The 8,857-nt window shown below is 70.3% G+C and carries 8 protein-coding genes and 1 pseudogene; 7 read left to right on the top strand and 2 right to left on the bottom strand.

Annotated features, from left to right (window positions below; all coding sequences use genetic code 11):
• Window positions 1-342: pseudogene (locus D7X74_RS35845) on the bottom strand (hypothetical protein); the annotation flags it as partial.
• A 226-nt stretch (window positions 343-568) separates the two neighbouring features.
• On the opposite strand from D7X74_RS35845, the gene D7X74_RS35840 reads away from it, so the two are divergent.
• From D7X74_RS35840 to D7X74_RS35820, 5 genes are all read left to right on the top strand, one after another.
• Window positions 569-1,066, top strand: a complete 498-nt coding sequence (locus D7X74_RS35840; protein WP_199741975.1) for a Fur family transcriptional regulator — start codon at window positions 569-571, stop codon at window positions 1,064-1,066.
• Entirely contained in the window at window positions 1,063-1,590 is a 528-nt protein-coding gene (locus D7X74_RS35835) for a TlpA disulfide reductase family protein (protein ID WP_233595864.1), read from the top strand. The genes D7X74_RS35840 and D7X74_RS35835 overlap by 4 nt, the downstream gene beginning before the upstream one ends.
• 95 nt (window positions 1,591-1,685) lie before the next feature.
• A complete protein-coding gene (locus D7X74_RS35830) occupies window positions 1,686-1,967 on the top strand; it encodes a septum formation initiator family protein (protein ID WP_120537483.1) in 282 nt (93 codons plus the stop codon).
• Entirely contained in the window at window positions 1,964-4,126 is a 2,163-nt protein-coding gene (locus D7X74_RS35825; RefSeq protein WP_120537482.1) for a sensor domain-containing diguanylate cyclase, read from the top strand. The genes D7X74_RS35830 and D7X74_RS35825 overlap by 4 nt, the downstream gene beginning before the upstream one ends.
• Before the next feature lie 13 nt (window positions 4,127-4,139).
• Window positions 4,140-4,922: a class I SAM-dependent methyltransferase gene (locus tag D7X74_RS35820; RefSeq protein WP_120537481.1), complete on the top strand. Its 783-nt coding sequence runs from the start codon at window positions 4,140-4,142 to the stop codon at window positions 4,920-4,922.
• Window positions 4,923-4,928: 6 nt separating this feature from the next.
• On the opposite strand, the gene D7X74_RS35815 is transcribed toward D7X74_RS35820, so the two are convergent.
• Entirely contained in the window at window positions 4,929-6,638 is a 1,710-nt protein-coding gene (locus tag D7X74_RS35815; protein WP_120537480.1) for an HAD-IG family 5'-nucleotidase, read from the bottom strand.
• A 151-nt stretch (window positions 6,639-6,789) separates the two neighbouring features.
• On the opposite strand from D7X74_RS35815, the gene D7X74_RS35810 reads away from it, so the two are divergent.
• Together D7X74_RS35810 and D7X74_RS35805 are read left to right on the top strand one after the other, a co-directional pair.
• The gene (locus tag D7X74_RS35810) at window positions 6,790-7,032 is read left to right on the top strand and encodes a hypothetical protein (protein ID WP_233595863.1); all 243 of its coding nucleotides are present in this window, start codon (window positions 6,790-6,792) and stop codon (window positions 7,030-7,032) included.
• Window positions 7,029-8,857: serine/threonine-protein kinase (locus D7X74_RS35805; protein WP_147446805.1), on the top strand; the 1,829-nt coding region annotated here is incomplete at its 3' end. The genes D7X74_RS35810 and D7X74_RS35805, both read left to right, overlap by 4 nt.

The raw sequence follows: 8,857 nt of genomic DNA, 5'->3' as shown, positions 1-8,857 counted from the left end.
CGTGGAGACAGGGGGGGGCGCGGGGGTCTTCTCCTCGCGCACCTGGGCCAGCTCCTGGGCGAGCGCGTAATAGCCGCACGTCTGGCGCTGGGCCGCGAGCGACGCGGGGACGCCGCGCAGGATGTCCACCAGGGCGAAGGGCCCCAGCGGAGAGGTCTCCGGTTCACCGTCCGTGAGGGTCCGGACCCGGAAGTCCTCCTCCTCGGAGAGGAGCGCGAGCGCTTCGCGGACCTCCTGTGCGGGGGCGGGGGCCTTCGCGCGTCGGCAGAAGTCCGACACCGCCACGGCCACCGGCGTGGGTACGTCGTCAGGCTGCCGTCTTCTCTGCCAGGGACTGATCATGGAAAGGTTCGGAAAAATGCTCGTTTACGAGGGCGGTTGCCTCTATCTTCGCCGCCAGACAGGTGTCAATGAGCCAGTCCGACCCCAATGTAAACAGCCCACGTGCGACGCAAGTCGATCGCCGTGGTAGTCAGGGGAGCGGGCGCTTCCTGAGGGCGGCAGGCGAAATTGGCTTGCGGGGGCGGGCATCCCAGCCTCAACACATGTGGTGCTCCAGAGATTGCAGATGACGACCCATAGCCATTCCCACGCCCACTCGAACGACGACGACAAGAACAAGGAGGAGGTGCTGGCCCGCTACATGGCCCAGCACGGCCTGAAGAGCACGCGTCAGCGCAGCCTCATCATCGACACGTTCTTCGCGGTGGGCGGTCACCTGTCCGTGGAGGAGCTGTGGAACAAGGTGCGCGAACAGGACACCAAGGTGTCGGTGGCCACCGTCTACCGGACCATGAAGCTCCTGAACGAGTGCGGCCTGGCCCACGCGCGCAACTTCGGCGACGGGCAGACGCGCTACGAGGCCGCCGCCGGGCGTGAGCACCACGACCACCTCATCTGCACGAGCTGCGGCACCATCGTGGAGTTCGAGAACGACCGCATCGAGACGCTCCAGGACGCGGTGGCGCGCAAGCACGGCTTCACGGTGACGTCGCACAAGATGGAGCTGTACGGCCTGTGCCGCGAATGTCAGCTCCGGGGTGGCCCCCCGACGACGGAGGCGTGACCCCGGTGCGAGCGCGCGCCCTGGCGTGTGCCGTGGCCGTGGGAGTGCTGTCGCTGTCCGGGTGTCACCGGAACAGCGGGCCGGTGGATGCGGGGCCCGCGTTCCTGCGGGCGCTCTACCTGCCGTCGGTGGGGCCCACGCGCTACGACCCCCGGCAGCTCTCCGGCAAGGTGGTGCTGGTGTCCTTCCTGGCCACGTGGTGTTTCCCGTGCCTGACGGACCTGCCCACGCTCAAGAACCTCCAGGGGACGTACGGCCCCCGGGGCTTCCAGGTGGTGGCGGTGGGCATGGACCTGGACGAGGGCAAGGTGATGGCCCCGTTCGCGGACCACTACGCGTTCCCGTACCCGGTGCTGGTGTCGGATGAGCGGATGCGCGCGGGGCAGAGCGCCTTCGGCCGCATCCGCGCGCTGCCCAGCACGGTGCTCCTGGACAAGCGCGGCCGGGCGGTGGCCGCGTGGCAGGGCGTGGAAGGCCAGGCGGACGTGGCCAAGGCCATCGAAAAGCTGCTCAAGGAAGACTGAGTTTTCGTGCCGGTGGGCACCGCTTCTGACGGTGCTACAGGGCTGGAGCGGAATTCTTGCGGGCAGGGGGGCCGCTGGTACCTTCGCCGGCGTTCATGACGTCTCGGCGAAAGCTCCTGATGGCGGCGGCGGTGGTGGCGGTGGCCTTGAGCCTGGCCTCGGTGGCGGACGCCAAGGGCTTCCGGCGTTACCTGCGCTTGCGGCAGGACGTGGCGGGGCTCGATGAGCGCAACCGCGCGCTGGCCGCGCAGAACGACGCGCTCCGCCGGGAGATCGCCGCGCTCCGCAAGGATCCGGCGACGTTGGAGCAGTCCGTGCGTGAGGAGCTTGGCTACGTGAAGCCGGGCGAAATCGTCTTCCACCTGGAGTCACCATGACCTCGCTGCCCTCGGTGCCCTCTGCGGCGAAGCTCGTGCGCGCGTTCTTCCGCGCGATCCCCGCGGCCGTGGCCCTGGCGACCTTCGTGCATCTGGCGCGGGGTGGCTTCCGGGGTCTGCACACGCTGGGGTGGACGGAAGCGGCGCTGGTGGTGGGGCTGCTCGTCGGCATCGGGATGGCGGCGTGGCGCCGGGCGATGCGCTCCTCGGTGGGCGCCATCATCGACCTGCGCGACGACCTGGAGTTGGGCGGCGGGCTCATCTCCGCGGCGTTCATCGTGGTGGCGATTGGCGGCACGGAGCTGTTCCCCATCGTCTACCTGTTGATGGCGTTCCTGGTGGCGTTCCTGCCGCGCAACGCGGGCATGACGTTGCTGGGCGTGGCGCTGGTGTACGACGGGCTCGTCACGCTGGGCGGGACGGTGGTGAACGTCACCGGGTTTCTCACGCACACGCTGTTCCTGGCGCTGTTCGCGGGGCTGTACCACCTGGTGCTGTCCGCGCGGATGGCGGTGGCGAAGCGGGCGGAGTCGGACGCGGTGCAGAAGCGCATCCGCGAGGTGGAGGAGCGCGCGCGCACCTTCCGGCTGGTGAGCTCCGGGACGCAGGACAGCTTCAGCGGGATGAGCTCCGACGAGAAGTGGCTGGTCGCGTCGGTGAAGGAGATTGAAGGCGCGGTGCACGCGGCGCTGGAGATCGCGGAGACGGGCCTGCGCACGGACACCTGCGCGGCGTTCCTGCTCACGTCGGATGACCGGAGCCTGAAGCTGTACGACTGCCGCTCTCCCACGGAGCGCGTGCAGCGGGAGAAGTTCAACGCGGGCGAGGGCATCATCGGCGGGGTGTTGAAGCGCCGGGCGCCGGTGCGGATGAACTCGCCGCAGGGGCTCAAGGGCGTCACGTACTACGAGAGCGGCGGCCCCACGGTGCAGGCGCTGCTGGCGGTGCCCATCCTGGAGGGCAGCGGGCTGGTTCGCGGCGTGCTGGTGGCGGACAAGCAGAAGAACGAGCCGTTCACGGACCAGGACGAGAAGCTGCTGACGACCATCGCCGGTGAGGTGCTGCGCTCCATCGAGGTGGAGCGGGTGATGAGCTACATCCGCAAGACGCGCGACGAGAAGGACCGGTTCTTCCGGGCCATCGAGGAGCTGAACCGCGCGGGCAGCCCGGACCAGGTGTTCGTGGCGGTGCTGGAGTCGACGCGGCAGCTGGCCGGGTTGGACTTCTGCGCGGTGACGCTGGTGTCGGAGCAGGAGGGCAAGCGGGTGCACCGCGTGGTGCGGATGTCGGGCGTGACGGCGCAGGGCAAGGCGATGGAGGGCCGGACGTTCCCGGACAACAACGGGCTGGTCGCCAACGTGGTGCGCTACGGGGCGCCGCTGCCGGGGCGGGACATCAAGGCGATGGACCGCCAGGTCATCTTCGACGAGGAGACGCAGGTGCGCGGCCTGGGCGCGCTGAAGATCTTCCCGCTGGTGGCGGGGGACCGCATCCTGGGCACGCTCGTCGCGGGGTCGCGCAAGAAGGCGGCCTTCGAGCAGGACGTGCTGCGGATGATTGAAGTCATCGCCATCCAGGCGGCGCAGGCGGTGTTGCGCGCGCAGCTCTACGAGCAGATGGAGAAGATGGCGACGACGGACGGCCTCACGGGGCTGCTCAACCACCGCACGTTCCAGTCGCGAGCGGATGAGATCCTCGCGCAGGCGCGCCGGTACAACCGCAAGTGCTCCATCGTGTTGACGGACGTGGACCACTTCAAGAACGTGAACGACACGTACGGACACCCGACGGGCGACCAGGTGCTCAAGGGCGTGGCGCGCATCATCAAGACGCTGGCGCGGGACACGGACGTGGTGGCGCGCTACGGCGGCGAGGAGTTCGTGATGGTGATGCCGGAGACGGACGCGCACGGCGCGAAGGTCATCGCCGAGCGGATCCGCGAGGCGGTGATGGCGGAGGTCTTCCAGACGGAGATGGGCCCGCTGCGCATCACGATGTCGCTGGGCATCTCCACGTTCCCGGACAACGGGCAGGAGAAGCAGCAGCTCATCGACCTGTCGGACCAGTGCCTGTACCACTCGAAGCGCAACGGCCGGAACCAGGCCGTGACGGTGGCGCAGATGCAGGGCGGCCGGAAGCTCCAGGCGGTCGCGGAGTAGGGCGGCGGTACCGATGCCGCCGATTCCCCTCGCCGTCACCACCAGCACGAAGACGGATGTGCCCACGGTGCGCGAAGCGCGGGCCGTGGCGCAGCGGTGGGGCCTCCCGTTCCTCCCGCGCCGCTCCAGCGAGGGCATCGCCCCGTGGCTCGGCACCAGGGTGGATGCGCTGCTCGTCGTGGGCGGTGATGGCGTGACGCTGTGGGAGCCCCAGGGCTCCTTCGCCTTCCACGCGGGCATGGCGCACCTGCGGCGCATGCGGCTGCGGCAGGGCCAGCGGGACGACACGTTCCTCAAGCTCGCGGAGCTCGTTCCCGGGGATGCCGTGCTCGACTGCACCCTGGGCCTGGGGCAGGACGCGCTGGTGGCGTCGCTCGCGGTGGGGCCGCAGGGCAGGGTGGTGGGCCTGGAGAAGAGCCTGGCCCTGTGCGTCGTCGCCGCGGAAGGGCTCCAGCGCTATGAGCGGGGCGAGGACTCCTGTGCCATCGAGGTCCACCACGCGGATGCGCACGCCTACCTGAAGGCCCTGCCCGCGAAGTCCTTCGACGTCGTCTTCTTCGATCCGATGTTCGCCAAGCCCAAGAAGGCCCAGCCCGCGTTCGACGTGCTGCGCCGCTTCGCGGAGCACGCGCCCCTCACCCCTGAAGCCCTGGAGGAGGGGAGGCGCGTCGCCCGCCGCTGGGTCGTCGTGAAGGGCGCCCGGCACACCGATGACCTGCACAAGCTGGGCATCGAACCCGCGCCCACCTCGCGCTTCAGCGAAGTCATCTGGGGCCGGCTGCCCGCGACACCGTAGCGCCGCCTACCCCTGCTCCGAACCCTTCGGCGGCCCTTCGCTCCCCAGCGGGGACATCTTGCTCGACAGCGCTCCGGCCTGTTCGTGCGCCATCAGGTCGCGCGGCGAGCGGTAGTACTGCATCGGCGAGTGGTGCAGGAAGTTCGACACCCGGCTCGTGTACAGGCACGCGTACTGCTCCACCTGGTAGCCGAACCGGCTGTTCTCGTTGCCTTCCTTGAACAGCAGGCCCCAGTACGGATTGAAGCCCTCCTCCACGTCACGCTCCAGCGTGTCCGCGATGCCGTTCGTCTCCTTCAGCGACCTGCGCAGCTTCTCCAGCTCCGCCTTCGTCTTCTTGCGCAGCTCCTCCGCCTCCAGGCGCTCCGCCTCCGGCAGCTCCCCGCGCTCCAGCCGGCGCTCCACGGAGTTGAGCACCGTCTTGCGGTGGTTCACCTCGTCGTCCAGCCGCGCCCGCGTCAGCTCCACCTCCGACAGCGTGTCGATGTCCGCGCGCCGCTGGTCCGTGTAGGTGATCTCGTCCTCAATCTCCTGGACGACCATGCACGTGCGCCACAACGACGACTTCTTCGACTTCAGGATGTCGCCGTAGATGTGGTCGCCCACGTAGAGGATGTGCTCGCCCCGGTAGCCCGTCATCTCCTCGAACTGGGCCAGGTTGCCGCCGGAGTACACCGTGCCGCGCTCCAGCGACTTCGCCTCGCCCACGACCTTGCCTTCCTCCGTCGTCGAGTCCAGCTCCAGGAACGGCCGGCTCTCCGTGAAGAACGCCGGCTTGCCCGCCGCCGTCACCGTGAAGTCGAAGTAGTTGCGCCAGCTCGGGTACTCCGGGAGCTGCCCGTCCAAGAGGTAGCGCATCACCGCGTTCGTGTAGTCCCACGCGGAGTTCGTCAGCAGGAACAGCCGCTTCCCGCCCGAGCGCAGCTTGTGCAACGCCGGCCCCAGCTCCGGATCCAGGAACACGTAGCGCGCCAGGTCCTTGCGGATCTCCCGCTTGAGCGAGTTGTCCCGGTGCACCGTGTCGATGGCCTCCCGGATGTCGTCGTAGAGCTTGCCGTACCCCACGGTGTGCCCCATCGACTCCATCAGCTCGATGATGCCGGAGAACAGGCACGTCTCCGGCAGCGCGAAGAGCGTGTCGTTCCACGCGAACTGCGGGTTGCGCAGCCGCACCCGCTTGTTGCGGTACAGCTCCTTCCACGCCTCGCGCTTGAGCGGCCGCAGGCCGTGGTACGCGCGCCCCACGTGCCCGAAGCGATCCATCTTCAGGACGTTGCCGTTCACCCGGTCCACCGCGAGCCCACGCATCACGAAGTGGTGGTCGTAGAGCAGGCCGCCAATGAAGGGCGGATAGCCGTACTCGCTGATCAGCTTCGCGATCGTCATGTCGAACGACAGCTGCTCCAGCCGGCGCATGTGGTAGATCGCCAGCGTGTAGTCCATGTCGAACCCGATGAGCTCGACGTGGTCCATGCGCAGGTTGCGGTTGACGAACACCTCCCTCGCGCGCGGCACCAGGGCAGCGGGCTCCCGGGGCGTGGAGAGCAGCCGGCCAAGCAGCTCGTCGGTGAGCAGCTCGTGGGCGCGGTGCGCCGCATCGTCGGCGCGCTCCCGGTTGATGGAGGAACGGAAGCTCCCGTGCAGCGGATCCACGGAGGGTCCGCCAGGGATGGGCTTGATGGGAGAGAGGATGGACGGCACGGGACCGCAAGACATAACACGCGGCGCTCCCTGCCGCCCCGTCCTTGCGGGCTTCGCACGGGGCTGGCACGCTCTGTCCCCGATGCGCTCCCCCCGTCCATCCCCGGCCCCCGCCGAGGACCTTCACGCGCGACTGTCCGCACGGATCGCCGCGCTGGAGGACCGGGTGCGTCGCCTGGAAGCCCGCCTCCTCCTGGAGGCCAGCAAGCCCCCGTCCGTCCGCTCGCGCCCCAATGTCTCCGCGGCCACCGTGCACGTGGGCCGTGCCCGCCCGCGCTGCCCCGGCTGCACCCTGGAGCTGCCCCGGGGCCGACGCGGTGAGTCGTGCGTGTGGTGCGGCTTCGTGTTCGCCGCCGTGGCCCGCCGTCCCCGAAGGTCCGCCGCGAAGACGGCGCGGAAGACGCGATGAGCGGGACGTACCGGCTCATCGGCCGCACGGAGGCAGGGGACCTGGCGGAGCTGTACGAGGCCCTGCTCGTTCCCACCATCCCCGTCGCGGTGAAGCTGTTCCTGCAGCGCACCTCCGACCCGGCCTACGCCCGTCAGCTGGCGGAGACCGTCCGGCGGCTCCAGTCCGTGCGCCATCCGGGCATCCTCCACGTCGTGGACCTGGGCTTCGTGCGCCAGCGGCTCGCGGTGGTGCGCGAGGACGTGGACGGCTTCACGCTGGGCGTCGCGCTCCAGCGCCTGAACACCAAGGAAGTGCTGCTGCCGCCCACCGTGGCGCTGTCCATCGTCATCCAATTGCTGGAAGCGGTGCAGCTGGCCCACGACGCGGGCGTCGTCCACGGGGCCCTCACCCCCGGCAACCTGCTGCTGTCGCGCGAAGGCTACCCGGCCATCTGTGACTTCGGCGCGTTGCAGGCGCTGCTCTCCGTGCCCCAGCTCAAGCGCACCTTCGCGCATCGCGGCCGCAGCGCGTATCGGGCGCCGGAGGTGACGCGGGGCGAGCCGCCCACGGAGGCGTCCGACGTGTACTCGCTGGGCGCCATCGCCTACGAGCTGCTCACGCTGCGCGAGGCCGTGGTGCCCGGAAGCGGCGTCAGCACCCGCCGCGAAACGCTGCCGCCCCCCAGTCGGTTGGATCGGCGCATCAACGCGCGGTTGGATCCGGCGGTGATGCGCGCGTTGGACCCTTCGCCCCAGCGGCGCTTCCGCTCGTGCGGCGAGTTCGCCCAGGCCCTGCGCAACTTCCTCTCCGCGGGCGGCGGCCTGCCCGGCGCGGACGACGTGGCGCGCTTCGTGTCGGAGCTGTTCCCCAATGAAGTGAGCATCGCCGTGCCCGGCCCCGTGCCGTTCGCGGAGCCCTTCCAACTGGAGCCCATCTCCGGCGCGGAGATGGAGGACCTGCACGCCGAGGAGCACGAGGCGTCCATCGTCCAGCGCATGCCGTACACCCGCGCGCCCACGGAGGAGGAGGCGTCCGCCAGCACGCAGGAGGCCGCCCCCGCCTTCGAGGCGTTCCGCCCGGAGGACTACGCGCCGGATTCCTTCCCGGAGGACGACGGCCCGGAGGAGGCCGCGCCTCCGCTCGCCGCGAGGGAGGGGCGGGGCACCGAACCGGCCCATGCCGGCCCCCTGGAGCAGGGCTGGGATGCGCCCCCCGGCGTGCTCGCGCAGAAGTCCCGCCGTCAAGTGACTCCGCAGGGCGGCGCGGATGGGCACTCGGGAACGCGCGTCGGGCGCAACCCGCGCATGAAGGTGGTGGAGGACTTCTCCACGCCGCCGCCGCTGGGAGCGGACGAACCGCCCGCGCCCTCCGGACGACGCCCGGCCCTGCGCCCCGCGCGCGGTGCCGCCGGCCGGTCGCCCGTCCAGGAGACCCTGGCGCTTCCGTCCGCCGGAGCCTCCCCGCCGGGTGCGAACCGGAGCCCCGAAGGCGGGGAACCACCCCGCCAGGAGCGCCGGGGCCGCGCCGAGCCCACCGAGGCCCTCTCCGCCGAACCCGGCAGCGGAGCGTCGCGTCGCGCCGCCGCCCAGGGCCGGGATGATGGCGGTTGGCGCTCCGACATGGCGGTGCCCGCGCCGTCGGATCGGCACCTGCCGGTGGCCCAGCGCTTCGACACGGTGGAGTCGCCGCGCATGGGGGCGGTGGACATGGTGACGCGCCGCAAGCGGCTGCTCGTCATCTGCGCCGGCATCGCGGTGGTGGGCCTGTTCATCTTCGCCGTCGCCATCTGGCGGCTGGGCCTGGAGTCGGTCCCCCCGGCGCCGCCCATCCCCCAGTACGATCC

Origin of the sequence: Corallococcus sp. CA047B (assembly GCF_003612065.1) — a bacterium.
Taxonomy (GTDB): domain Bacteria; phylum Myxococcota; class Myxococcia; order Myxococcales; family Myxococcaceae; genus Corallococcus; species Corallococcus praedator.
The sequence above is the reverse complement of the archived record's forward strand: the minus strand, read 5'-3'. Positions and strand labels throughout refer to the sequence as shown.

Excerpts from the sequence above, each read along its gene's own strand:
- D7X74_RS35840 (WP_199741975.1), top strand. The coding sequence starts at position 569 with ATGACGACCCATAGCCATTCCCACGCCCACTCGAACGACGACGACAAG.
- D7X74_RS35830 (WP_120537483.1), top strand. The coding sequence starts at position 1,686 with ATGACGTCTCGGCGAAAGCTCCTGATGGCGGCGGCGGTGGTGGCGGTG.
- D7X74_RS35825 (WP_120537482.1), top strand. The coding sequence starts at position 1,964 with ATGACCTCGCTGCCCTCGGTGCCCTCTGCGGCGAAGCTCGTGCGCGCG.
- D7X74_RS35820 (WP_120537481.1), top strand. The coding sequence starts at position 4,140 with ATGCCGCCGATTCCCCTCGCCGTCACCACCAGCACGAAGACGGATGTG.
- D7X74_RS35815 (WP_120537480.1), bottom strand. The coding sequence starts at position 6,638 with ATGTCTTGCGGTCCCGTGCCGTCCATCCTCTCTCCCATCAAGCCCATC.